Origin of the sequence: Phyllobacterium ifriqiyense (assembly GCF_030817885.1) — a bacterium.
Taxonomy (GTDB): Bacteria; Pseudomonadota; Alphaproteobacteria; order Rhizobiales; family Rhizobiaceae; genus Phyllobacterium; species Phyllobacterium ifriqiyense.
Genome location: NZ_JAUSZT010000001.1, coordinates 86,639 through 110,906 on the forward strand (window position 1 = coordinate 86,639; position 24,268 = coordinate 110,906).

Here is a 24,268-nt window from a genome sequence, read left to right on the forward strand (position 1 = left end):
CGTCAACAACTTTATAGTTAACGCAAATTAACCAATAAGGCATCCTGAGCTGTGGATTGTGGTCCAACGCGCCAAGGCGCTTTCTCACACAGAAAAGCCGCCATGCTGGGTGATGAGTGCGACAACGAAATCCATCACGGCCCGAACGGACGGTGCCTTGCGTAAGTCCCGATGGACAAGAAGCCAAATGTCCCGACAGAAGGGCGGAACGTCCTCTGCGATACGCACGAGGTCCGGGTCTGCATCGCCCAAAAAGCAAGGCAGTCCGGCAACGCCGGCGCCCGTGCGCGCAGCGATAAGATGCCCGCCAATATCGTTCAATTCGCATGCAACCGGCCGTGCACCAGCAATGCCGAGTAGCCATTTTTGCTGCGGCATATCCCCAAAGCTTTCGTCAAAAGCGATGAACTGCCATCGATCGGGCACGTCACGATGCACATAATCGCGGCTGGCGTAAAGACCGAATGCCATGACCCCAAGTTTTCGCGCGATGCTTCCGGTCTCATCGGGCCGTACCAGGCGGAGAGCCACATCCGCCTCCCGCCGACTAAGTGACACCTGCTGCGCCTGCGCCGCCAGTGAAAGACGGATATCCGGATAGAGGGATCGGAAGTGCGCGAGATGCTGCGTCAGAAGATGCATCGTCAACACGGGCGGAGCGCTAAGTGTGACCTTGCCGACGAGCGGCCTATGCGCTGCCTGAGCAATCCGGGCAATTCCATCCGCCGCATTTTCCATCGCGACGGATTGATCGAACACCTGTTGGCCGATAGCAGTCAAGCGGCAGAATCGCGGCAGTCTCTCAACCAGCGCTACGTCCAGTTCCGCTTCAAGCGCCGTAAGTCGGCGACTGACTGTCGCGTGGTCCACCTTCAAGGCGCGCGCCGCACCGGACAGGGTGCCACTGCGCGCCACAGCGATGAAATGACGAAGATTTTCCCAATCGGCCATCTGTGCAATTTCTCAAGATTCACTGGCACATATACCGAATTACCGCACAGAAGTCATTGCCGTAATTTGGAGACAAATTATCATTGCAGGATTGTCTCCATGTCCGCTTTTCACCCCGTTTATCCGCGTATCACGCTCATCGCCGCTTCTCTCGGCTTCGTGATCGTGCTTCTGGACGTCAGCGTTGTGAATGTCGCACTCGATGCTTTGCGCATGAGTTTCTCCACCAATGTGGCTGGGCTCCAATGGGTGGTAAACGCCTATACACTCATCTTCGCGGCGCTGCTGCTCATGGCGGGCGCATTGGGCGACCGCTTTGGTGCGCGCGCTGTCTTCATAGCGGGTCTCATTCTTTTCACCCTCGCCTCCCTTGGCTGCGGCGTAGCGCAGACGTTAACGGCACTGGTTGCAGCACGGCTCGCACAAGGCATCGGCGCGGCGCTGCTAGTTCCAAATTCGTTGGCGCTGCTCAGCCAGGCATTCCCGGACAAGGAACAGCGCAGCCGGGCTGTCGGCTGGTGGGGGGCAGCGGGAGGCGTCGCACTGGCGGCCGGACCCGTGGTCGGTGGCTTTCTGGTAACGCAAGTTGGCTGGCGCGGCATTTTCCTGATCAATATTCCGATCGGGCTGATTGGTCTGGCCTTGACCCTCGGCTACTCGAAGCCAAGCCCCAGAAATGACCACCGCTCACTTGATCTGCCTGGGCAGGCGGCGGCTATCCTTGCGCTTGTAGCGCTGGCAACGACGCTGACGGATGCGGGGCAATTGGGCTGGACACATCCGCGGATTATTGTGGCCATGCTCGTAACCGTTCTTTCCGCCATCGGCTTCATTCTGATTGAGGTTCGAAGCCGCGCACCGATGCTGCCGCTGTCATTATTCTCTAATTCCGCATTCACAATCGCGGCGGTCACCGGCGTCATCATCAACTTCGCTTATTACGGCCTGATCTTCGTCTTCAGCCTGTTTTTCCAGCTGGAGCAGCATCTTTCAGCTCAGGAAACCGGCATGGCGTTCCTGCCAATGACCATCATTCTGATGGTCACAAACATTATAGCAAGCCGGTTGATCACCCGCCTCGGCGCGCGCAGGCTGATAATGTTCGGTCTTGTTCTGGCGGCGGCCGGGTATCTTCTGCTGCTTCCCATCAGCGTCGAAGGCTCTTACTGGCAGTTGGTGGCACCAATGTTGATGGCAGCGAGCGGCATCGCACTGGTTGTTCCGACGATCACCAACGTCACTCTCTCGTCTGTCGATCAGTCACGGCCCGGGATTGCATCTGGCGTTCTCAACACGGCGCGGCAGATGGGCGGCATGCTCGGCGTTGCGACGTGCGGTTATCTGGTGCGGGACACCGCACCAGTCGCGTTCATACAAGGTATACATCTCTCGCTCATGGTCGCCGTGGTGCTGCTGTTTCTCGGTGCCGCACTCTCGCTCTTCTGTCTCAGCCGGGAGACTTGAGACGAACACAAACATTTACACGCTAAAGAAGTCTTGGGGCGTCATCATTCAGGGCGTGGGGTGCGCCCTCTACTGATTTTGCAATTACAGCATGTCCAGTGGTTGTTTTCGATTGGGTCGTTTGAACGCTTGATCCAAAGTTTCCAGCTGCGCGGGCGTTAACGTGATATCCGCGGCTCTTCTGTTGCTGCGAATATGGTCCGGGTTGCTGGACTTTGGAATGGCGATGACGCCATCCTGGTTCAGGACCCATGCCAGCGCAACAACAGCCGCAGTCGTCTCCAACTCGCGCGCTATTCCCGTCAGGGCAGGATGGCTCAGCAGTCTTCCCTGCTCGATCGGTGAATAGGCCATGATCGGAATATTTCGCGATTGGCACCACGGCATTAATCCAACCTCGGGGCCACGCCGTTTCAAATTGAAAAGAATCTGATTTACCGAAACGGCGGTGCCGCCCGCAATCGCCTCCAGCTCCTCCATATCGTCCACGTCAAAATTGCTTACGCCCCAACTGCGGATTTTGCCGGATTCCATCAAGGTTTCAAAAGCGGCAACAGTCTCCTCTAGCGCATATCCCCCTCGCCAATGCAGAAGGTAGAGATCGATGAACGCCGTCTGCAACCGGTGCAAGCTTTGCTCGCAAGCGGTGATAGTACCTTTTCTTGACGCATTGGATGGAAGAACCTTGCTAACGACGAAGACCTTGTCGCGCTGGCCCTTTATGGCCTGTGCCACAACTTCTTCCGCGCCGCCGCCTGCGTACATTTCTGCCGTGTCGATCAGGCTCATTCCAAGATCAATCCCGAGCTTCAACGCATCAGCTTCAGCGCTACGTTTTCGGGCGTCATCCCCCATATACCAAGTACCTTGCCCAAGTATCGGGACATTGTATCCGGAGGGGAGTTTTATGGTCGGTATTTCAGCCATGACGCGTCATTTCAACATATTAATGAATTTGTCGCAAACCCTGTATACAGGTCGAGGAGTTCTTGAGCTGAAACGAATAAGGCCATAGAGATGAATTCGGGGGCACCGCGCGGAACATTCCTGCGCGCTACCAGTTCATGAGCATGGAGGAACTGCGATGTTCATAAAATCTCTCACGGTCGTTACACTTATTGGGTTGTCCGGCATTGTCCTGTCCGGCTGCGTCGCCGATGATGGCGGCGATGGCTATTATGGCGGATCAGGAGGTTATATCTCCAGCTATCCGGACAATGGATATTACGGCAGGGACCGCTATGACCGCCGTGACAGATATTGGCGTGAAAGCAGGCGCGATCGCGACTGGAGAGATCGCCCCCGAAGGGACTGGGACGACAGAGGCGATCGCCCCCACCGAGGCGACAGACCTGATCGGCCAGATTGGAACGACAATAATAATCCAAGGCCACGCCCGCCAGTCGTAGAGCGACCAGATCGGCCCGAGCCAAGCAGACCGGATCGCCGGGAGCGTACAAAAGAGCGCAGCCTGTCTTCTGATGCCGAAAAATCTATCCAGGAACGGCAGGGTGTCGGCGGAACAAGGCCCATTTTGCCGCGTATGCCGGGAACGTCCGACCGGAACTAGGTCTCTTCAGGACAATGCTTGAGGCTCTGTTGAAAATCAGAGCCTTGAGCCACCAAGCTTCATATGTCTGTTGACGTCCTTATAAAGCAGATAGCGAAACGGCTCCGGACCACCCGCGTAGCAAGCTTGCGGGCAGAAGGCCCGCAGCCACATGAAATCGCCAGCCTCGACCTCCACCCAATCCTGATTGAGGCGATAAACCGCCTTGCCTTGGAGGACGTAAAGCCCGTGTTCCATGACATGCGTCTCGGCAAAGGGAATGACAGCTCCCGGTTGCAACGTGACGATAGTGACATGCATGTCGTGACGCATGTCCGAAGGATCGACGAAGCGCGTCGTGGCCCATCGTCCGCCCGTGTCGGGCATGACAGTCGGGGCTATGTCATTTTCATTCAGGAGAAGCGGCGGTGGTGTTTCAATGCCATCTACCGCTTCATAGGCTTTGCGCACCCAATGGAACCGAACATGCGCGTTGGATATGTTCAACGCCTGCCAATTTGTCGAAGGTGGAATGAAGGCATAGCCGCCGGGCTGCAGGATGTGCTCCTTGCCCGCAATTGTAAGCTGCAATTCCCCCTCCACGACAAAGAGAACGCCTTCGGCTTGCGGATCGATTTCGGGACGCGTGCTGCCACCCCCCGGCGCCACTTCCATTATGTATTGTGAAAAAGTTTCCGCAAAACCGGATAACGGCCTGGCGATGATCCAGCAGCGCGTTTTTTCCCAAAATGGCAGATAGCTTGTAACAATATCCTGCATGACCCCTTTCGGGAGCACCGCATAGGCCGTGGTGAACACGGCACGCCCCGTGAGAAGCTGGCTTTGCGCAGGATGCCCGCCTTGTGGCGCATAATATGGATTTTGGGACATGGTGGACTCCTGAGTCTGGTAAGAAACTTTGTGCTCAATTTTGCCACAGGACTTCGCATGTCAAGCGCGAAGGCCCTTAGCTTACATGGTTGAACACAATCATTTTGTCGTCCGCCATTTCTTCCATCGTCCAAGGTATGCCGCCAACACCATAGCCTGACTGACGACGGCCGGTGAAAGGCATCCAATCGGTCCGGAATGCCGTATGGTCGTTAACAAGGACAGCGGATGCATCAAGATGTCTGGCAGCTTTCAACGCAACCGCTATATCTGATGCGAAGACGCTTGCCTGAAAGGCAAAAGGCAGTGAATTGGCGATATTGATGGCTGCATCAAGATCGCTATATCCGTAGACGCACGTCAAAGGTCCGAATACTTCGAGCCTGGATACTTTTGTTTCGGCGCCTGGATTAAGAAGAATGGACGGGCGCAAAGTTGTTTCAGACAGACGTCCGCCACCGATTTGTGTTGCCCCCTGCTCCGTCGCTTCCTTGATCCAGGCTTCGACGCGATCCGCCTCCCTGGGCAAAATCAATGGGCCGACTTCCGTATCCTTCAGGACAGGATCACCCACACGCAAAGCGGTAACTTTGGCAGCGAAAGCCTCGGTAAAACTGGCCAATATGTCTTCATGCACAAATAGCCGCTGCGACGAAACGCAGACCTGCCCGGCATGGTAATAGCCGCCTTTGACAACGCTGGCGGCGACCCTGTCCACGTCCACACCGCGGTCAATAATAACGGGCGCGGCACCGCCATGTTCGAGTGCACAACGCGTGCCAGACGGCAGCTTGCTTTTCAGATACCAGCCGATCTTGGCCGAGCCAATGAAACTCAGGAAGGCAATGCGTGGGTCTGTCGCCAATTGCTCTGCCAGCGCATTATCATCTGTAAGGAAAGTCTGGCACCACTGTTCGTCGAGCCCGGCTTCCCGGAAAAGCTTGACCAGTTCGATACAGGAGATCGGCGTCGTGGAAGCGGGCTTGATGATGACCGGGCAACCAACAGCAATCGCCGGTGCAATCTGATGAACGATCAGATTAAGCGGATGGTTGAAAGCCGATATAGCCGCAACCACGCCGATTGGCTCCTTGGTTGTGAACGCCCATCTATTGGCACTCGCGGCAGTAAGCCCCATTGGGATTTCCTTGCCGCCGAAATTGCGCAATTCATCTGCTGCATTGAGAATGCCATCAATTGCCCGTGTCACTTCAATGATGGCGTCCGGCAATGGCTTGCCGCCCTCACGGGCGATCATTAGGGCAAAACGGTCACGATTCGTCTCAAGCAGCACCGAGGTTTTGCGCAAAACAGCCATGCGCTCATGGGTTGGCAGCCAACCGGCCTTGTCAGCAAAAGCTTGCGCAGCCATCTGCAACTTGTGCTCCAGGGCCTTGCCGTCGTCGGTTGGAATCTCCTGAATGATTGCGCGGTCAAACGCCTGATATACTTTCATTGCAAGCGTCACTTCATGACTCCAATATCGCTGGAAGCCGCTCACGCAACTCCTTCACCAGAACGCGCTCGTTTTCCGAATAATCGATCGGCACATTGACCAGATGCACGCCACCTTCAGCAAAAGCCGTCGCTATCACCTGTTTGAACTGCCCGATTTCCGTGACCCGCGTTCCCTGGGCTCCATATGACTGCGCATATTTAACAAAGTCCGGATTGCCAAACGTCATTCCGAAATCTGGAAATTCATCCACAGCCTGTTTCCAGCGTATCATCCCATAAGCGCCGTCCTCAATGACGAGCACAACCAGATTGAGCTTCATGCGAACTGCAGTTTCAAGCTCCTGGCTGTTCATCATGAATCCGCCGTCCCCGCAAACAGCCATGACGCGGCGTTCGGGATAAAGCATTGCTGCCGTCATGGCCGAGGGCAATCCGGCACCCATTGTCGCCAAGGCATTATCGAGAAGCAGCGTATTGGCCATTCTGGTTCGGTAATTTCTTGCAAACCAGATCTTGTACATACCATTATCGAGCGCGAGGATACCGTCATGCGGCATCGCTTCGCGAACATCATGGACAAGCCGCTGCGGGGTAAACCGGTCCTCGGTGGCGCGTGCCGCAATCCGGCTTAAAATGCCCTCCCTCAAATGCAGCAGGGCCTGGGCATTGGGGAGTTTCCCTTCGATGCGATCCGCCAATGCTTTGAGCGATGGACCAATATCACCGATGACTTCTGATTGCGGGAAATAGACTTGCTCAACTGTTGCTGGCAGATATCCCACATGGACGACATTCGGGCCCTCCGCCCCCATGATGAAAGGCGGCTTTTCAATCGTATCATGCCCAATGGTAACGATCAGATCGGCCTGCTCGATGGCCTCATGCACATAATCGCGCTCTGAAAGCGCCGCCGTTCCCATGTATAATTCAGTGCCGCCGGGAACAGTGCCCTTTCCCATCTGCGTTGTGAAAAACGGAATTTGGGTACGAAGCACGAATTGCGCAATGTCTGACGTGGACCGGGGACGCGATGCGGCCGCGCCGAACATCAACAAAGGACGCTTCGCCGCCATGATGATCGAGGCAGCGCGTTCAAGAGACAAATCGCTGGCTGTTGGCAGTTCGACCGCATGGGGCGCAATCAGCGGAACCGGCTGACACTCCTCCGCCGCAATATCTTCCGGCAGTTCCAGATGCACTGGCCCCGGCCGCTCCTCCTGCGCAATCCTGAAAGCCTCGCGCACAGTGGTTGGAATCATCTGCGGAGACACGATTTGCCGCGACAGCTTGGTCAAGGGCTTCATTGACGCCACCACATCAACCACCTGAAACCGCGCCTGCCTGGAAGATAATATTCCCTTTTGGCCGGTGATCATGATCATGGGCATTGCGCCGAGCAGCGCATAGGCCGCCCCTGTCGAAAGATTCAACGCGCCCGGGCCCAATGTCGTCAGGCAGACGCCCGGCTTGCCCGTCAAGCGCCCGTAGGTCGCCGCCATGAATGCCGCCGCCTGCTCATGCCTGGTCAGAACTAGCTGGATGGAAGATTTTCGGATTGACTCGACAACATCAAGGTTCTCTTCACCCGGTATGCCAAAGATACGGTCAACGCCTTCGTTCTCAAGCGCTGCAACAAGTAGATCGGAACCTTTTGTCATGGATTTATGCTCGGCTGTTGACTGGAGCTATCGAGGGGACCCTCGAAAGTTGCGACTATGTGCAAGATAAGCCGTTTTCCCTGCCTGTCCACCCAAACGGTTCATCAACCAATAGTGATCTCAGGTGTTAAGCCCGGCCACCAATGAGCTGTTTTTGGCCACGGCGGCGAATGCCGTGTTTGTTCGCCATGCTTTGCAACATTTTCTCGGTCGCAAACGGAAATTCGCGGCGCAGTTCCATCCATGACAAACGCGGAAACAGATCGGACAGACGGATGATTTCCTGCATTGTCCAGTTATGTTTGCTGGGCGAAAGATTAAGCCTGCGACATTGCCCGCGAATGGCCGCAGGGCTGCGCGCGGGCAGCATTTCTGCAAGTCTGGCATAGTTTGGATAGAACTTGCGGACAATGGACATTTCTTTTTCAGTCCATGGTCCGGTTTGGTATGTCGACATGACAATTGGCTTTCGGAGCGAATGCGCCTTCTGTATGAGAAGCTGAAGTCAATGACTTATGAGGCTTCCGCTGAAGCAATCAATTGCAACTAGTTGTGAGGAAGAACCGATTTGGCGGAAATCTGTCCGACTTAACCGATAAACTGGAGATATTTCCATGCCAGCACTCATATTTCGCAAAGCGGTGCAAACGGACTTACGCACCTTGATTCTTCTGCTGGCCGATGACGAACTCGGACAAAATCGTGAAACGGTATCGGACCCCATAGCTGATTGCTATATTCGGGCTTTAAAGGCTATCGAAGAAGACCAGAACCAACTTTTGGTTGCCGTCTTAGAAGATGACCAAATCATCGGCTGCATGCAGCTTTCCTATATACCTGGACTTTCACGCAGCGGGATGTGGCGCGGCCAGATCGAAAGCGTGAGAATCGCGCCAAGCCATCGGGGTCGAGGCATCGGTCACCGCATGATCGAATGGGCGATTGAAAATTTCAGAGAGCGCGGATGCGGGCTCGTTCAATTGACATCGGATAAAACGCGGCCGGATGCGCTGAGATTCTATAGCTCGCTTGGATTCGCGCCAACACATGAAGGTTTCAAGCTTTCGCTTTGACGATCCATTCCGGATAAGTTGCTACGTTTTCCTCAAATTGCTTTAATCGTCCAAACCTTTGCCCTCAAGAATTTTTGGCATTGCCTTTTCAATCCTGGCCTCGCGGGTTTTGGATTGTTTTGCCGATGAGAAATGGAGAAGATATCCTCTCTGTCTCCCCGGTGTCAGCGCCTCAAAAGCCGTTTTCAACGCAGGCATATTATCGAGTTTGATCTGGAATTCTTCAGGAACAGCGAACTCTTTCGTCTTTTTAAATTCGACCTTCAAACCCGCCTTCTGGACCTCAATGGCTTCCTGAATATAATCTTTGAGGACGTCTCTCATCCCCGTTATTTCCGACAGGCTGGTAAACCGGACCTGGCGCGCGGACTGCACATTTTCAGTTTGCCGGATCAGAATATTCTTGTCGTCTTTCAACAGGGCGCCTTGGATAAACAGCATGGCGCAATAGGCCTTAAACCCATGAATAAGAACGATATTGCTGTTTTGAAACGTATAGCATGGAACACCCCATTTCAGCTCTTCGGTCAGTTCGCATTCCAATGCAATGGACCTAAGCTCCGCGAACTCCTCTTGCCAATTTGTCTCCCTGTTCAAAACAGCGTCGACCTTTGGGTTCTTACTTTTTGTCATGCTGCGCCTCCCAAACAATTTCACTTCACTAGTCTATCAGCAGCCCTCGGCCATTCCACTCGCTTCTGGGAATACTGCCTCCAACCGCAAAGCTGAACGAGACAACCTTGCTCCTGCTATTGTCAACCGTGCACTGGAAGTTGATGTTGTACCAATCTCCCCTGCTGCGAAATGCACCCCCGCTCGCATCCAATGCGTATTCCGAAATTCGCCCGCCTGAGCGACCGAATGGCACAAGCAGATCCGGGAAAGAGCCCGGTCTTTGACGTCGCACTTGCTCCAAAGCCTCGATTGTGCAGAGCTGCATGATACGATCTCTGGCCGACATTTTACGCGCCGATTGCCTCACCCGAAAGCTCGAGAGCGACTCTTGCGAGAAAAGCTCCTTGGCGAGAGTGGGATTTGCCGTCTCTTTTGCCTTGGGTTTTGCAGGCTCGGCAGCCGCCTTTTTCGGTTCCAGTTGCGGCTTGGCCTCAGACGCGGGTTTCATCCCGTCTGGTGCTTTTTCCTGCTCCTGCGGCTTTTCGGTTTCTGCGGGTTTTTCCGGCTCCGGCTTTTCCTCGGTCTTGTCTGATTGCGATGTCTCTGGAGCAGTCACCGGTGGCAATTCTTTCTCTTCTGTCCTCTGCTCGGTTTTTGCAGTGGCAGCCGCGAATGCAGGACTGCCTGCTGCGGGTGGCGGCGCAGGGGCCGGCTGGGGCTTGGGCTGCGTTTTTTCTGCCGGTTCGGGTGAAGGGGCTGGAGAAGGCGGCGGAACGAGCTTAACATCAATCGTTTCCTTTGGTGCCGGCATTATTTCAAATGAAAGCCCGGTCCATAACAACAAACCTATCAATAGATGCAAGGCGAGTGAGAACGGCAGCCCGAAACTTAGTCTTTTCCAGGGTTTTGCAGCATATTCGAACATGCCTGAAAGATAAGCGATCACACGAACAAACCCATATTTGCGGTCAGCTTTCAACTCATCGGGCTGTTTGGGCGAATTGGACATGCCAAGACAGATTTCGCAAACCGCATAAGCACTTGCTACCAAGCTTCGGATTTACCTTCTCGCTTGATTTATAACAAGGGATCAAAGCGGTTTTCGATTTTAGGTGCAAATTGCAGAAAGCGCTTTCTAATCGTTGTGATTGCATTACTTTGATCTTGCGGAGTTGAACCTTCGCCAAATCAGAGGATGGAACATGAAGAAACTGCTTTTATTCAGTGCCGCTGTCATCGTGGCATTAACGTCGGCTGCAGGCGCTCAAGAAGCCACCATACGCATAGCTACCGAAGGCGCCTACCCACCGTTCAATACTTTGAACGCGGACGGCACACTGGCAGGGCTGGATGTCGATATGGCGAATGCGCTGTGCGAAGAAATGAAAGCAAAATGCACAATCGTTGCGCAGGATTGGGACGGCATTATTCCGGGGCTAATGGCTAAAAAATATGATGCCATCATCGCATCAATGAGCATTACGGAAGACCGTAAAAAACAGATCGATTTCACCAACAAATATTACACCACACCGCTGGCCGTTGCCGTTCCAAACGACAGCACCCTGGCGGGCGTCGCTATCGCCGACCTGAAAGACAAGACTGTTGGCGCACAGGCTGGTACGACCCAGGCGATCTACGCCACTGATGTTTACGGCAAGGCCGGTGTGGATGTGAAGCTCTATCCCACGCAGGATGAGGCGGCGGCAGATATGACAAATGGTCGTATCGATGCGCTGATCTCAGACAAATTCGTTGTCGTGGATTGGCTCAATAATGCCGGAAAAGATTGCTGCAAGATGCTGGGTGACGTTCCCGGAACCGAGACCGAAGCAGGCATCGGTATCCGCAAGGGTGACGACGCGCTGAGGGAGAAATTCAACAAGGCGATCGATGCCATCGTGGCAAACGGAACGCATAAGAAAATAGTTGCCAAATATTTCCCCTTCGACATTTACTAAAAGACAAGAGCCATCCGCCCGAAAGCGGGTGGCTCTTTCCCCCAGTCAGCGGGATCAGGGTCCGTTGACCAGCTTGAGAATAAGCTGCTGGATATTGCCTCCATCACTCATTTCATCACGGTCGAAATCGCGGCTTTTCTGGCGCTGGGCTATTGAAAGAGCGGAAAGTCGAGGCTGCATTTCCAACCGGATTTTTTGGCAATCAGGGTCGTCGGGAACGGACAGGCCAATTGTCGATGCCTCTATCGCGCGCACCATTTCCTTGATCTGCTCGCCATGCACGAGTTCATGATTTCTGACGCCCGTGATGAATGCGTTCCAGCTTTTTTCCACCGCATCCGGCAAGCGATCTGAAGGCTTTGGTAACGTATAGGTGATTATCAGCTTGGGCCGGGCCGAGACGAGTTTGCAAGCATTGTCAGCCTGCCGCTCATATTTCCTGGTCCATGTCAGCTTGAAATTGGTATGCGCAATGGTGCGGACTCTGCCGCCCAGTTGCGGGCCTCTCTCGCCGATGGAGGCATAGAGCGATGCGCCGGACTTTCCCGCGATTGCATAGGGCTGGACAGTTTCGGTTGCGGTCCATTCAGCCGCTGCCGCTCCCGGCATCAAACCCAGGAGACATGACAGCAAGAAAGAAAATGAGATAGGTCGTTTCAATCCGGCCTCGCTGATGCTGCAAACGATGTCCCGCAACGAGCTCGAACATGTTCACAGTTGTAACGATTCGACCAGTGCCGAATGTGTGCCCCGCCCGCCTTTGCGGACGGGGCAGATGCAATTAGTTGACAGATGTCAGCGTCATTGATGTTCCGGTAGCTGCGACATTGAGACCGAGCTGGCCGGTCACGCTTACTGCCTGAAGATGAATGGAACCCGATGTCCCGCCAAACAGGACATTCGTACCAATACCGGCACCGACCGTGGCTTCAGCTGTCGCACCGCGATACAGGCCGCTCAAAGAACCGTGATGATAGCCTGCAGTTGGTGCAAACACTGCCCAAATCAGACGGCTGCGGGTGGTAAAACCAAGGTCAACACCCAGCTTCTTGATGGCGCCCGAGTAATTGTCGATACGCTCTCCGCCCATTGTGGACCGGAACGAACACTCAACTTCCTTGGCTGAACCAAGCACATAACCGACGCCGCCGCCGATTGAGCAATCGAGATAGCCGATCTTTACGCCATTGCGCACATCTTGCTCTTCATATGTTGGCAATTGCATATCGGCCGCTTTGGCGATTGTTGTTCCGGCTATTGCCAGCGACCCTACGGCAAGCGCCATTGTAAGAGTCTTGTTCATGCTTCTCTCCTTACTTATTTATTTCGCGCAATTCCGGAAAACCGCTGCACGCTTTTCCGGAGTTGCTCTAAATCCTGACCGGCACACCATGCCGGATTGTCCCGTCCGCAAACTCGGCGATAGAACGTTGGTCCAACGATTCCAGTCCGGAAAGGTTGCAACGAAACGTATCCATACGTGAAGGCGCGATAACAGACGGCCCACAGTTCAACGGCCATTAGGACATTTTAAAGGCATTCTGTGCAGCGGTGCATCTATCTTCGCTTGGTGTGGCATTTGGGTCATGACGACGCTCCACTCCAATCGGGATTACGGGCGCCGCGCTAAATGAGTTTCAACGGATGCGTGGAGAAAAATATCAACGCAGAGCGAGCGAACTGGCGAATGTGCCACCATCCCTTGCGCGCAGCATTTCCGCCTTCGTGGACAATTCTGACTGTCGGCACATAAGCGATTTCCGCAAATTTTGCCGTTCGCAACGATATATCGAAATCTTCGAAATAGAGCAGATAACGAGGATCAAAACCGCCTGTCTTTTGAAAGACATCGCCGCGGAAGAACATAAAACAACCACTTATGATGGGCGGGTTCCAAAAGACGGCATCCCCAATTTGATCGCGCATTTCGTAGCGATTCAAGCGTGCTGTGAATAGCTGCTTGACACCACGCGGAGCAAATCCACGAAGAAGTAAATCAAGCACCGTCGGATATCTTTTGCAAAGATATTGTCTCGTTCCGTCAGGGTTGAATGCTTGTGGAGTCAGAAGCCCGCAATCGCCGTGAGCCTCCATGAATGCAATTGCATTCGCGAGTGCCTCCTGATCCATTTCGACATCAGGATTAAGCACTAGATGATATTTGCCAACGGCATCTGCAACTATGTTGTTTGCTCTGCCAAACCCGACATTTCCCTGGCCATTTATGATCTCAAAGGACAAGTCCGCCATTGTTTCCAACAACCAATCATAGCTGGAAATCACAGGGGTATTATCAATAAGGAAAACCTTGACCCTCTTTAGACTAACGAATTGAAGCGCATGCCGCAGACTTTGGATGGTTTTCAGGACCGTTTCCTGGTCGGGCTGGAATATGACAATGGCAATGGTCAGTTCATACGTCTCAGCATCGGGATATGCACTCTCGACCATTAACCGACTTTCTTTCCCATTTTCCCCGTTAGACCATGCCAGACACCAAGGGTCATCATTTTTGCATGTTCTGCGCGAGGGGCTGTAATCAGACTGTAGAATACAAATTTTCGTACCAAACGGGCCATATCAACCATTTTCCAATTTAAATGCAGCCATTTTTGGCGATAGAGCCAAATCGCATTTCTGAAATGATAATAATGCCGCAACGGGCTATGCACAGGTATGTGCCTGCCCCGAAAAAGCACGGGGCTATCGCCCAAATCGTGCTTCATATGGGCGCTGCATATGCCATATGATTGATAGCCCATCTGCTTTGCCCGCAAACCCCATTCAATATCAACATAGTCGATAAAAAGTTCTTCCCGCATTCCGCCTACACTATCGAGGGTCGATAGTGGAATGAGGCAGCCGGAAGCAATGAGATAGTCCACCTCCACTATCGAATCATTCTCCGCACAGATTTGCCGTTCAAGCCGCAGGCCCGTCACTTTGATGAAGGGCGGAGGATTTTTCTGCCGTGGGTCCTCATATCGAGGTCCGACACACGCCACTCGAAGATTTTTCGCCAATTGCGCCTCAGCGGCGTTCAAAAGCCTGGCAACCATATCTCCTGCGGGGATGCTGTCCTGATCAAGCAGAAGCACGTAAGCTGCATCCTGGACTCGGGCTTTCGCGATACCGATATTCTGAGCTTTTGCGATTCCAAAATTTTGTCCGAGCTTCTCAATATCCACCATTGGATACAGCGAAGCCAGTCGGTTTTCCACGTCTTCTCCACTGCCATTGTCGACGATGATCAGCTTTCCAACTTGGGGAATTATTGCCTCAAGCAGGCTCTTCAGGCCATCCAGATCAGGATTATATGTAACGATAATTCCTGTGACAGACCGGTTATCAACCCGCATTTTTAAAAGCTTCCATTTAAAGTTCAACTGACGGGTTAGCTAGCAGATAGCGCGTTGCAAGGAAAACCAAAACACTTATGAAGATTGACATGTGTTTCTCTTGCCGCCAAATGTCTGCGACAAATGCAATCGAGTTCCGGTTGTCACGATGGTAATAAGGAAACGTTGAATGAAGGGCATTATTCTGGCAGGCGGAAGTGGCACACGCCTTTATCCATTGACGATTGCCGTCTCCAAGCAAATGTTGCCAATCTATGACAAGCCCATGATTTATTACCCGCTAAGCGTGTTGATGCTTGCGGGTATACGGGAAATTCTCATCATCTCGACGCCGCATGATCTGCCGCTCTTTCAAAAATTATTGGGCGATGGGTCAGATTTTGGCGTCAGCTTCTCTTATGCTGAACAGCCGCAACCAAACGGTTTGGCAGAAGCATTTATTATCGGACGTGAGTTTATCGGCAATGACAGCGTTGCCATGATCCTTGGCGATAATATCTATTTTGGCGATGGTCTGTCGCGGCTTTGTCAGGAAGCCGCCAGCGGTGACAAGGGGGGCACTGTCTTTGCTTACCACGTTGAGGACCCTCAACGATATGGCGTGGTGCAGTTTGAAAAAGCCACAGGGAAAGCACTTTCCATTGAAGAAAAGCCGGTAAAGCCAAAATCGAACTGGGCTGTTACTGGACTCTACTTTTACGATAATGAAGTGGTCGACATCGCCAGATCTATCAAGCCATCCGAACGAGGCGAGCTTGAGATCACGAGTATCAACAATATCTATCTGGAACGTGGCGATTTGCGTGTACAGCAATTGGGCCGGGGATATGCCTGGCTCGATACCGGTACCCATGACAGCTTGCACGAGGCATCGTCATTTGTGAGAACGATTGAACATCGGCAGGGCATCAAGATTGCGTGCCCCGAGGAAATAGGGTTGGAATGGGGATGGGTCGACGCCGACCGAGTCCTCGAGAGAGCAACAAAAATGGGCAAAACCGAATATGCAACCTATCTGCGCCGCAGAGCTGAAGAGGTCGGTAAATAATGATCGAAGTAAAGCCTCTCGCACTTGAAGGTGTTCTGGAAATTCTGCCCAAAAAATTCGGTGATGATCGCGGATTTTTTTCAGAAACGTATAATGCGCAAAGTTTTGCCGAAGCGGGCATTCCCTTGCAATTCGTCCAGGACAACCACTCCTTGTCTGCAGCTAAGGGCGTCTTGCGCGGATTGCATTATCAGCTACCGCCACGCGCTCAAGACAAGCTTGTGCGCGTCGTCAAAGGGTCCATTCTGGATGTAGTAGTAGATATCCGGAAAAGCTCGCCAACCTTCATGAAGTGGCTGTCCTTGGAAGTCTCTGCAAAGAAGTGGAACCAGATATTGGTGCCCAAGGGATTTGCACATGGCTTTGTGACACTCGAAGAAAATACCGAGGTGGTCTACAAGGTTACGGATTACTATTCTCCCGAACATGATAGGTCGCTACGATTTGACGATCCGTCAATTGGGGTGGCATGGCCTTTCGAAAAATCCGTCCTACAACTGTCCGATAAAGATCGAAACGCCCCTGTGCTCGATGGCGCCGATATTTTCCCTTAAGGAGCAATTTGGTTCATGAATATTCTAGTTACCGGCGGCGCCGGCTTTATTGGTTCTGCAGTTTGCAGACAACTGGCGGCCAACCCGCAAAACCGGGTCGTGAATGTTGACAAGCTAACCTATGCTGGAAATCTTGCATCGCTACGACAGATCGAGAACTACCCAAATTACAGCTTTATCCAGGCGGATATATGCGATGATGCAACAATTCTAGGTATTTTACGTGACGAGAAAATAGATGCGATCATGCATCTCGCCGCTGAAAGCCATGTCGATCGTTTCCATTGACGGGCCAGCAGCCTTTATCGAAACAAACATTATCGGTACGTTCCGCATGCTCAATGCAGCGCTGACCTATTGGCGCGAATTGTCGGAGCCAGCCAAATCTGCGTTTCGGTTCCACCATATTTCCACCGATGAGGTCTTTGGCGACCTGCCTTTTGACAGCGGGATCTTTACGGAAGAAACGCCCTACGCACCTTCTTCGCCCTACTCGGCATCAAAGGCTGCATCAGACCATTTGGTCCGCGCTTGGCATGAGACCTATGGCCTGCCGGTCGTTCTATCCAATTGTTCAAACAATTACGGTCCGTTCCATTTTCCGGAAAAGCTGATCCCGCTGGTGATCCTCAACGCCTTGGACGGTAAGTCGCTCCCGATTTATGGCACAGGAGCAAATGTCCGCGATTGGCTTTATGTCGAGGACCATGCGCGCGCGCTCGAACTCGTCGTCACAAAGGGCAAACCGGGCGAGAGCTACAACATCGGAGGCCGAGCCGAACAAACGAATTTGAGCGTTGTTGAAACGATCTGCGATATACTTGACAAGAAGCGGCCGCGTGCCAATGGCGGGCGATACAGGGACCTGATCAGTTTTGTCAGCGACCGGCCGGGCCATGACCGTCGTTATGCAATCGATGCATCAAAGATCGAGCGGGAGCTCGGCTGGACCCCGTCAGAAACGTTCCAGTCAGGCTTGGAACGCACCATTCAATGGTATCTGGACAATGATTGGTGGTGGCAGCCTATTCGCGGCGAACGTTATGCGGGCGAGCGGCTCGGTTCTACAACAGCAAAGAGTGCAGTATGAAAATTGTCGTCACAGGGCACGAGGGTCAAGTTGTTCTCAGCCTGATGGAGAGAGCAGCCTTGCATCCCTCCATTGAGCTTGTTGCTCTGGGACGGCCAAAACTCGATCTGGCGCAACCACAAACGATATTTCAGGCAATTGTGGACGCTGCGCCGGATCTCGTTGTTTCTGCCGCCGCTTACACGGCTGTCGATCAGGCGGAAGACGAAGCTGAACTCGCTTCAGTGATCAATACAGCCGGCGCTACCGCTGTTGCGGAGGCGGCAGCACATATCAACGCGCCGATTATTCATCTTTCTACGGATTATGTGTTTTCAGGCGAAGGCAGAGAACCTTACAAAGAAGAAGACCCAACTGGACCAAAAGGCGTTTACGGACAGACCAAACTCAATGGTGAGTTGGGTGTTATCCAAGCAAACAAACGCCATTTTATTTTACGGACCGCATGGGTCTATAGCCCCTTTGGCAAAAACTTCGTCAAGACGATGCTGCGCCTGGCTGAAACACGTGACCAGTTGTCGGTCGTTTCCGATCAATGGGGAAATCCAACCTCAGCGCTGGATATAGCCGATGCAATTTTGCATATGGCAGAGCGGCTTCAAACCGACCCTTCATTTAACAGTTTTGGCGTCTATCATCTGGCTGGTACAGGAAGTACCAACTGGAGCGGTTTTGCTCAAAAAATCTTCGAGTATAGCCGGGCGCGTAACGGACCTTATGCGGATGTGGCCGGCATCGCGACTGCCGATTATCCGACAAAAGCAAAACGGCCTTTGAACTCGCAATTGTCGACTGATCGCTTCTTTGAAACTTTTGGCTGGCGGGCGCCTGAATGGCCGCAATCGCTGGAACATGTTGTCGATAGAATTCTGGCAGACAACAGCCAAGGCTGAATTCGCATTCTTCGTGGCAGCAAATATTGATCTTTAGAGCCGGTTCTGACTGCGCTGACGAGCCAGACCACCAATTCTGCAAGACATTCCCGTTTTTTGCACGCCCATGACTCAGGCCATGGGCGAGTGTCATTGTGCTTGCCTCCAACTTAACAATTTTATATCGTCATTTTATCTATATATTATCAATGTAGTTGTCCGTATTGGCAGCCATGCATTCGAACAGAGGAAATACACATGAGTAGCTGGGATTTCTGGATAGATCGTGGCGGCACCTTTACTGACGTGATCGGTCGTGACCCGGCAGGAACGCTGCATGCCAAAAAGGTTCTTTCCGAAAATCCGGCAGCTTATAGCGATGCAGCGGTGCATGGCATTCGACAGCATCTGGGACTGGAACCAAATGACGCCATTCCGGCGGGGCTTATTGGCGAAGTTCGCATGGGCACCACCGTCGCAACGAATGCCCTGCTGGAGCGCAAAGGCGAGCGTCTGGCACTGGTAACGACCAAAGGTTTCAGAGACGCGTTACGCATCGGCTATCAGGAACGCAAGAATATCTTTGCAACCGAAATCATCAAGGCCGAAGCGCTGTATGACCAGGTTTTGGAAATTGATGAGCGCGTGCTTGCCGACGGGACGGTCGAAGTTCCACTCAATATGGATCAAGTCCATAAAGCTTTGAACTTATTGAAGGACGAGGGATATGACGCGCTCGCCATTGCCTTCATGCATGCCTACAAATTCCCAGAACATGAAGCAGCGGTTGCGGCAATTGCCCGGGATCTCGGCTTCTCGCAGGTGTCGGTCAGTCACGAAGTCTCGCCCTTGATCAAGCTGGTTGGACGCGGCGATACAACGGTTATCGATGCCTATCTTTCCCCCGTTTTGCGGCGCTACGTGGAACAGGTTTCCAGAGAGCTTGATGTGGCCCGTACCGGTGCGCGTGTCATGTTCATGATGTCGTCCGGCGGATTGACTGCTGCCGATATGTTTCAGGGCAAGGATGCCATTCTATCTGGACCCGCAGGCGGCGTTGTGGGCCTTGCCAGAACTGGCATGGAGGCAGGCTTTGGCAATGTCATCGGCTTTGACATGGGCGGCACATCCACCGATGTGGCGCATTATGATGGCATATATGAAAGAGCCTTTGAAACGGAAGTCGCGGGCGTGAGAGTGCGCGCTCCGATGATGCTCATTCACACCGTGGCCGCAGGCGGTGGTTCCATTCTGCACTTCGATAATGGCCGCTTCAGCGTCGGGCCGGATTCGGCAGGTGCCAATCCCGGCCCCGCCTGCTATCGCAATGGCGGCCCGCTGGCAGTCACAGATGCAAATGTCATGGTCGGCAAACTCATCCCTGAATTTTTCCCGCCGATCTTTGGTCCGGGACAAAATGAATCTCTCGATATTGAAGTCGTACGCCGTGGCTTTGCGCAACTTGCTGAGAAGATTGGCGATGGGCGAAGCGTGGAAGACGTGGCAGACGGCTTCATACGGATTGCTGTCGCCAATATGGTAGAGGCGATCAAGAAGATTTCAGTACAGCGTGGATATGATGTGACACGCTATGCCTTGAGCTGTTTTGGCGGTGCAGGCGGCCAGCATGCCTGCCTTGTTGCCGATGCGCTCGGCATGAAGAGTATTCTCGTGCACCCCATGTCGGGCTTGCTCTCGGCTTATGGGATGGGCCTTGCCGATATAAGAGCGACGCGGCAAAAGGCGTTGGGCATATCATTGGATGAAAATGCCCCTGCCCAACTTGCGGAGATGGGCCGGGAATTGGAAAACGAATGCGTTGCGGAGCTTCAGGCACAAGGGATTTCGCGTGATGCGATCACCAGTTTTGTTCGAGCCCATATTCGCTATGCCGGTACGGATACAGTGCTCAGTGTAGAGGCGACTTATCCCGCTTCTGACAACATAACACGGCTGCGCCGGGAATTCGAGATTCTGCACAAACGCCGCTTCGGTTTCGTTGCTGAAAACAAGGCCCTTTTTATTGAGGCTGTTGAGGTTGAAACTGTCGGCGGCGGTAGCGAACAAACTGAAAAGAGTGTCGAACTTCAAGCGACAGGCGAACCCCAAGCGATCAGACATAATCGCATATTCTCGCAAGGCAAAGCCTATGATGCGCCCGTGATCTTGCGTGATGCGATGAAGCCGGGCCAGCAGTTGACAGGCCCTGCGATCATCATCGAACCAAACCAGACGATCATCATCGAAGATGGCTGGCAGGCCCAACTGACAGCAAAGAACCATATTGTTCTTAATCGCATCAAAGCATTGCCCAGTCAGGCTGCTATCGGGACAAAGGCAGATCCGGTGATGTTGGAAATATTCAACAATCTGTTCATGTCGATTGCAGAACAGATGGGCGTGACGCTGCAAAACACCGCCTATTCGGTTAATATCAAAGAGCGGCTGGATTTCTCCTGCGCTGTTTTCGATGCGGAAGGCAATCTGGTTGCCAATGCCCCGCATATGCCCGTGCACCTGGGCTCAATGGATGCTTCTGTAGCAGCAGCAATCCGTGAAAATCCCGTAATCCGTCCAGGCGATGTTTTCCTTATTAACGCGCCCTATAATGGCGGCACGCATCTTCCCGATCTGACGGTGTGCACACCGGTTTTTGACGATACAGGCAAGACGATCCGTTTCTGGGTAGCAAGCCGCGGACATCATGCCGACATTGGTGGTATCGCGCCGGGCTCCATGTCCCCCTTGGCGACGACGATCGAAGAGGAAGGCGTCTATATCGACAACTTCAAACTTCTGGATCAAGGACGATTCTGCGAAGATGAACTGGCGGAACTCTTGACGGGCGCCAAATATCCCGTGCGCACACTGCTGCAAAACGTCAATGACCTGAAAGCCCAGGTGGCAGCCAATGAAAAGGGTGTGGCCGAACTTCGCAAAATGATCGCCCATTTCGGCGAGGATGTGGTTGAGGCCTATATGGGCCATGTGCAAGACAATGCGGCGGAAAGTGTTCGCCGCGTCCTGGACCAGCTTCAGGATGGTAAATTCACCTATGAGATGGATCAAGGATGCAGCATTGTCGTCAGCATCTCTGTCGACAAATCAGCGCGTGAAGTAACTGTCGATTTTACCGGCACCTCAAACCAGAGGGCTGACAATTTCAACGCCCCCCGCCCTGTTACACGCGCTGCTGTGCTTTATGTTTTCCGCACGCTTGTACAAAGCAACATTCCCATGAATGCCGGATGCCTGCGCCCGATCCGTATCATTGTTCCAGACGGCACAATGCTCTCGCCTGAATACCCTGCTGCGGTTGTTGCAGGCAATGTAGAGGTCAGCCAAGCCGTAACGAATTGCCTGTTTGGTGCTGTGGGCGCGCAAGCAGCAGCGCAAGGCACAATGAACAACCTTACTTTTGGCAATGACGAATACCAGTATTACGAAACCATATGTTCCGGCGCGCCGGCTGGGCCCGGTTACAATGGTGCGGATGCAATTCACACCCACATGACAAATTCGCGCCTGACAGATCCGGAAATTCTGGAAACCCGCTTCCCTGTTGTGCTTGAGGATTTTCACATCCGTGCAGATTCAGGCGGCAAAGGAAAATGGTCTGCGGGCAATGGCACAAAACGGACCATTCGAGCGCAAAGAAAACTGGATTTTGCGATACTTTCCGGACACCGGCGCATTGCGCCCTTTGGCCTGAATGGCGGTGAACCCGGCCAGCTTGGTGCCAATGCCGTGCGCCGGAATAATGGGCAGATCGAAATGCTTGGCGGCTGCGCTCATACGGTTCTTGAGGCGGGAGAGGCTTTCATTGTCACGACGCCGACCGGCGGCGGGTTTGGAAAGAAGTAAGGCCGGACACGCCTGACCAGTGCTCCAGCGGCGCGTCCGCTGGAGCGTGCTCTTGATAAATTTTCAGCAGCCCCCATATATGTTTCGTCGACCCGATTAACCGGGCAATACCGCAGCTCAACGGAGCGCGGGTAACTTCCAGGATCGCTGATGGCCATTGTCATCCTTAATGGCGATCCGGAATATTCACATCGGCATATTTCAACACATAAAGCCGCGGAGTTTTTCTGCGTGGCCAATGGATTAAAATGCACATCATTATCGAAAAACATGACAAGTCATCCGTATATAAACGGCCGGACATTTATCGAGACTCTATAAAATCAAAATCGCCGGACCATCAATACGAGCATCAATCATCGGGATTTACCCGGGAAGAGCTCCGCCGGATTGTCGCCGAGCAGATCGATTGATCGCTCGGTTGGCGAAAAAACCAGATAATACCAATCAGGAGTGGGCCGCAAACGGCTCAGCAATAAAATCGACAAGAACTCAACCAAATCACCGGGCAAGCGCCGTTCGCAGGTGCCTCTCCCCCGCAACCAAAGCTCCCATAATCAAAGCCCAAAGCTGAGTTATGAAAGCTATCTCAGCCAGGCTCAGGCCGCGGCGCGCTCGGGAAATCTCGTGGACGCAGAGAATTTTTATCAGCACGCGGAACATTATTTTCGGATTCTCAAAAATCACGCGCATCCGTCTCATTAAGGTCATGGCTTTATGCCATGGTAGCTAAAGAAAAGTTTTGAAGGAAAATCCAATGACTCACATTGAATACAGACTTCACGCTTTCGACCTCGCCAGCAAGCGGGGATTTGCCGATGGCAATATGTTCGGCCATCTCTTGCAGGAAAAGCTGGGCAAGTTCGCGCCAGACAAGCGCGCCGTACTGGTTGAATGCGTCAAGCGGTACTTGATTCCCGCAATCCCCCGCCTACTGATCACAACGCTGTCTCGAACGCATAACCCAATTCGGATCGCCGATACGGAGACTGTCGATGACGTTGAGGATATTACAGTTGCGATTCCTGAAGAACTGGTGCTGAAAGTTGCAGCTGAACTTTCGGCAAAATCGGGTTCTGAAGCTTAACGCCTCAAACTATTGCCGTTCCGCGCCACGTTGAGCAAGTGTTGCAACAAGATCGCTGAAACGATCGCCCTGCACGGCAATATGCTGACGTAGAAGGTTGCGCGCGACTTCCGGCTCGCCCGACAAGATCGCGTCCACGATAGCTGCGTGCTCACTAAAGGAAGTCTTCATGCGGTTACGGACCCGCAACTGCAGACGGCGATAAGGACGCAGACGGCGATGAAGCGCCGTGCATTGCTCAATCAGAAAACCGCTATGACTGGCCGCGTAAACGGCGTGATGAAAAAGCTCATTGTCGTAGTAATAGGTATCGCTGTCTTCTGCATTGGCTGATCGTTCGCATTTGGCATGAGCGGCCAGCAATTCCTCGCGATCCGCATCCGTGTGACGACGTGCGGCGAGAGACCCTGCCATACCTTCCAGTTCCGCCATAACCTCGAACATTTCGTAAATGCGGTGGGGCGCAGGATCAATGACAACAGCGCCGCGGCGTGCCCTGATCTCAATCAAACCAATGGCGCTCAACTGCATCAACGCCTCCCGCACGGGAGTTCTGGATACGCCAAAACGCTTGGCCAGTTGCATTTCATCCAGCCTCTCACCCGGCGAGTACTGGTTGGTTACAATTCCATTTTCGATCTCATCTCTTAGCCCCTGCACAATGTTCTCGGCCATACCCGCCCCTTAAAATGCAACAATTGCTATCTTGTATACAAAAACATTGACATCTCATACAAGATCGATAGGTTTATATATAACACCGCGCCAATGAGA

23 protein-coding genes and 1 pseudogene are annotated in these 24,268 nt (G+C 53.1%); 11 read left to right on the forward strand and 13 right to left on the reverse strand.

Annotation, left to right across the window (positions count from 1 at the left end; translation table 11 throughout):
* Positions 1-84 precede the first annotated feature (84 nt).
* Complete coding sequence (locus tag QFZ34_RS00385; protein ID WP_307275382.1) at positions 85-951, reverse strand: LysR family transcriptional regulator; 867 nt, start codon at positions 949-951, stop codon at positions 85-87.
* A 99-nt stretch (positions 952-1,050) separates the two neighbouring features.
* Here QFZ34_RS00385 and QFZ34_RS00390 point away from each other — a divergent pair, with 99 nt between their 5' ends.
* Positions 1,051-2,415: an MFS transporter gene (locus tag QFZ34_RS00390; protein WP_307275385.1), complete on the forward strand. Its 1,365-nt coding sequence runs from the start codon at positions 1,051-1,053 to the stop codon at positions 2,413-2,415.
* Between the two features lie 84 nt (positions 2,416-2,499).
* On the opposite strand, the gene QFZ34_RS00395 is transcribed toward QFZ34_RS00390, so the two are convergent.
* A complete protein-coding gene (locus tag QFZ34_RS00395; RefSeq protein WP_307275388.1) occupies positions 2,500-3,342 on the reverse strand; it encodes an aldo/keto reductase in 843 nt (280 codons plus the stop codon).
* 157 nt (positions 3,343-3,499) lie between these two features.
* Between QFZ34_RS00395 and QFZ34_RS00400 the strand changes: the two genes are divergently transcribed.
* Positions 3,500-3,985: a hypothetical protein gene (locus tag QFZ34_RS00400; RefSeq protein WP_307275391.1), complete on the forward strand. Its 486-nt coding sequence runs from the start codon at positions 3,500-3,502 to the stop codon at positions 3,983-3,985.
* A 36-nt stretch (positions 3,986-4,021) separates the two neighbouring features.
* Here QFZ34_RS00400 and QFZ34_RS00405 read toward each other — a convergent pair whose 3' ends face one another.
* The 4 genes from QFZ34_RS00405 to QFZ34_RS00420 form a co-directional block, all read right to left on the reverse strand.
* Positions 4,022-4,855, reverse strand: coding sequence for a bifunctional allantoicase/(S)-ureidoglycine aminohydrolase (locus QFZ34_RS00405; protein ID WP_115053439.1), 834 nt, complete (start codon positions 4,853-4,855; stop codon positions 4,022-4,024).
* 76 nt (positions 4,856-4,931) lie between these two features.
* Positions 4,932-6,311, reverse strand: coding sequence for an aldehyde dehydrogenase family protein (locus QFZ34_RS00410; protein ID WP_370878663.1), 1,380 nt, complete (start codon positions 6,309-6,311; stop codon positions 4,932-4,934).
* A 13-nt stretch (positions 6,312-6,324) separates the two neighbouring features.
* On the reverse strand, positions 6,325-7,971 hold the full coding sequence (locus QFZ34_RS00415) for an acetolactate synthase large subunit (protein WP_307275398.1): 1,647 nt from the start codon (positions 7,969-7,971) through the stop codon (positions 6,325-6,327).
* A 127-nt stretch (positions 7,972-8,098) separates the two neighbouring features.
* On the reverse strand, positions 8,099-8,428 hold the full coding sequence (locus QFZ34_RS00420) for an SANT/Myb-like DNA-binding domain-containing protein (protein WP_162802527.1): 330 nt from the start codon (positions 8,426-8,428) through the stop codon (positions 8,099-8,101).
* A gap of 157 nt (positions 8,429-8,585) precedes the next feature.
* On the opposite strand from QFZ34_RS00420, the gene QFZ34_RS00425 reads away from it, so the two are divergent.
* Positions 8,586-9,044 (forward strand): GNAT family N-acetyltransferase, encoded by a 459-nt coding sequence (locus tag QFZ34_RS00425; protein ID WP_307275403.1) that lies wholly within the window; start codon positions 8,586-8,588, stop codon positions 9,042-9,044.
* A gap of 42 nt (positions 9,045-9,086) precedes the next feature.
* Here QFZ34_RS00425 and QFZ34_RS00430 read toward each other — a convergent pair whose 3' ends face one another.
* The gene (locus tag QFZ34_RS00430; RefSeq protein ID WP_307275405.1) at positions 9,087-9,677 is read right to left on the reverse strand and encodes a YdeI/OmpD-associated family protein; all 591 of its coding nucleotides are present in this window, start codon (positions 9,675-9,677) and stop codon (positions 9,087-9,089) included.
* Between the two features lie 28 nt (positions 9,678-9,705).
* Positions 9,706-10,710: a DUF930 domain-containing protein gene (locus tag QFZ34_RS00435; protein ID WP_307275408.1), complete on the reverse strand. Its 1,005-nt coding sequence runs from the start codon at positions 10,708-10,710 to the stop codon at positions 9,706-9,708.
* 151 nt (positions 10,711-10,861) lie between these two features.
* On the opposite strand from QFZ34_RS00435, the gene QFZ34_RS00440 reads away from it, so the two are divergent.
* Entirely contained in the window at positions 10,862-11,620 is a 759-nt protein-coding gene (locus QFZ34_RS00440) for an ABC transporter substrate-binding protein (RefSeq protein ID WP_115053432.1), read from the forward strand.
* 54 nt (positions 11,621-11,674) lie between these two features.
* Here QFZ34_RS00440 and QFZ34_RS00445 read toward each other — a convergent pair whose 3' ends face one another.
* From QFZ34_RS00445 to QFZ34_RS00460, 4 genes are all read right to left on the reverse strand, one after another.
* The gene (locus tag QFZ34_RS00445) at positions 11,675-12,229 is read right to left on the reverse strand and encodes a DUF922 domain-containing Zn-dependent protease (protein WP_307275954.1); all 555 of its coding nucleotides are present in this window, start codon (positions 12,227-12,229) and stop codon (positions 11,675-11,677) included.
* A gap of 172 nt (positions 12,230-12,401) precedes the next feature.
* Positions 12,402-12,923 (reverse strand): DUF992 domain-containing protein, encoded by a 522-nt coding sequence (locus tag QFZ34_RS00450; protein WP_115053430.1) that lies wholly within the window; start codon positions 12,921-12,923, stop codon positions 12,402-12,404.
* A 323-nt stretch (positions 12,924-13,246) separates the two neighbouring features.
* The gene (locus QFZ34_RS00455) at positions 13,247-14,071 is read right to left on the reverse strand and encodes a glycosyltransferase (RefSeq protein ID WP_307275415.1); all 825 of its coding nucleotides are present in this window, start codon (positions 14,069-14,071) and stop codon (positions 13,247-13,249) included.
* Entirely contained in the window at positions 14,071-14,979 is a 909-nt protein-coding gene (locus QFZ34_RS00460; protein WP_307275418.1) for a glycosyltransferase family 2 protein, read from the reverse strand. The genes QFZ34_RS00455 and QFZ34_RS00460 overlap by 1 nt, the downstream gene beginning before the upstream one ends.
* Positions 14,980-15,148: 169 nt before the next feature.
* Here QFZ34_RS00460 and rfbA point away from each other — a divergent pair, with 169 nt between their 5' ends.
* The 7 genes and pseudogenes from rfbA to QFZ34_RS00495 all read left to right on the forward strand — a co-directional run bounded on the left by rfbA (position 15,149) and on the right by QFZ34_RS00495 (position 23,494).
* Positions 15,149-16,027, forward strand: a complete 879-nt coding sequence (rfbA, locus tag QFZ34_RS00465; protein ID WP_307275420.1) for a glucose-1-phosphate thymidylyltransferase RfbA — start codon at positions 15,149-15,151, stop codon at positions 16,025-16,027.
* Complete coding sequence (rfbC, locus tag QFZ34_RS00470; RefSeq protein WP_162802525.1) at positions 16,027-16,581, forward strand: dTDP-4-dehydrorhamnose 3,5-epimerase; 555 nt, start codon at positions 16,027-16,029, stop codon at positions 16,579-16,581. The genes rfbA and rfbC overlap by 1 nt, the downstream gene beginning before the upstream one ends.
* Before the next feature lie 15 nt (positions 16,582-16,596).
* Positions 16,597-17,671 (forward strand): annotated as a pseudogene (gene rfbB, locus QFZ34_RS00475) (dTDP-glucose 4,6-dehydratase).
* Positions 17,668-18,564: a dTDP-4-dehydrorhamnose reductase gene (gene rfbD, locus QFZ34_RS00480; RefSeq protein ID WP_307275423.1), complete on the forward strand. Its 897-nt coding sequence runs from the start codon at positions 17,668-17,670 to the stop codon at positions 18,562-18,564. The pseudogene rfbB and the gene rfbD overlap by 4 nt, the downstream one beginning before the upstream one ends.
* Before the next feature lie 237 nt (positions 18,565-18,801).
* The gene (locus tag QFZ34_RS00485) at positions 18,802-22,407 is read left to right on the forward strand and encodes a hydantoinase B/oxoprolinase family protein (RefSeq protein WP_307275426.1); all 3,606 of its coding nucleotides are present in this window, start codon (positions 18,802-18,804) and stop codon (positions 22,405-22,407) included.
* A 525-nt stretch (positions 22,408-22,932) separates the two neighbouring features.
* Positions 22,933-23,112 (forward strand): DUF4167 domain-containing protein, encoded by a 180-nt coding sequence (locus QFZ34_RS00490; RefSeq protein ID WP_307275957.1) that lies wholly within the window; start codon positions 22,933-22,935, stop codon positions 23,110-23,112.
* 52 nt (positions 23,113-23,164) lie between these two features.
* Positions 23,165-23,494: a hypothetical protein gene (locus tag QFZ34_RS00495; protein WP_307275428.1), complete on the forward strand. Its 330-nt coding sequence runs from the start codon at positions 23,165-23,167 to the stop codon at positions 23,492-23,494.
* Between the two features lie 9 nt (positions 23,495-23,503).
* Here the strand turns inward: QFZ34_RS00495 and QFZ34_RS00500 are convergent, their stop codons facing one another.
* Entirely contained in the window at positions 23,504-24,169 is a 666-nt protein-coding gene (locus QFZ34_RS00500; RefSeq protein ID WP_307275430.1) for a GntR family transcriptional regulator, read from the reverse strand.
* Positions 24,170-24,268: the final 99 nt, after the last annotated feature.